At 51.1% G+C, this 740-nt stretch carries 1 protein-coding gene; it reads left to right on the forward strand.

Annotation, left to right across the window (positions count from 1 at the left end; translation table 11 throughout):
• On the forward strand, window positions 1–740 hold a 740-nt coding region (locus tag BSPA111_RS22400; protein ID WP_183273306.1), incomplete at both ends, for an elongation factor Tu.

Below are 740 nucleotides of genomic sequence, written 5' to 3' on the forward strand. Positions count from 1 at the left end.
CACGTTGAATATGACACCCCGACTCGCCACTATGCGCACGTTGACTGCCCAGGGCACGCCGACTACGTTAAAAACATGATCACCGGTGCTGCTCAGATGGACGGCGCTATCCTGGTTGTTGCTGCGACTGATGGCCCGATGCCACAGACTCGTGAGCACATCCTGCTGGGTCGTCAGGTTGGCGTTCCTTACATCATCGTGTTCCTGAACAAATGCGACATGGTTGATGACGAAGAGCTGCTGGAACTGGTAGAAATGGAAGTTCGTGAACTTCTGTCTCAGTACGATTTCCCAGGTGATGATACTCCAATCATCCGTGGTTCTGCTCTGAAAGCGCTGGAAGGCGAAGCAGAGTGGGAAGCTAAAATCGTTGAACTGGCTGGTTTCCTGGATTCTTACATCCCAGAACCAGAACGTGCTATCGACAAGCCATTCCTGCTGCCAATCGAAGACGTATTCTCTATCTCCGGTCGTGGTACAGTTGTTACCGGTCGTGTAGAGCGCGGTATCGTTAAAGTTGGCGAAGAAGTTGAAATCGTTGGTATCAAAGAGACTGCTAAGTCTACCTGTACTGGCGTTGAAATGTTCCGCAAACTGCTGGACGAAGGCCGTGCTGGTGAGAACGTTGGTGTTCTGCTGCGTGGTATCAAACGTGAAGAAATCGAACGTGGTCAGGTTCTGGCTAAGCCAGGCTCTATCAAGCCGCACACTCAGTTCGAGTCTGAAGTTTATATCCTGTC

This window comes from Buttiauxella sp. A111, assembly GCF_014189855.1.
Lineage (GTDB): Bacteria > Pseudomonadota > Gammaproteobacteria > Enterobacterales > Enterobacteriaceae > Buttiauxella > Buttiauxella selenatireducens.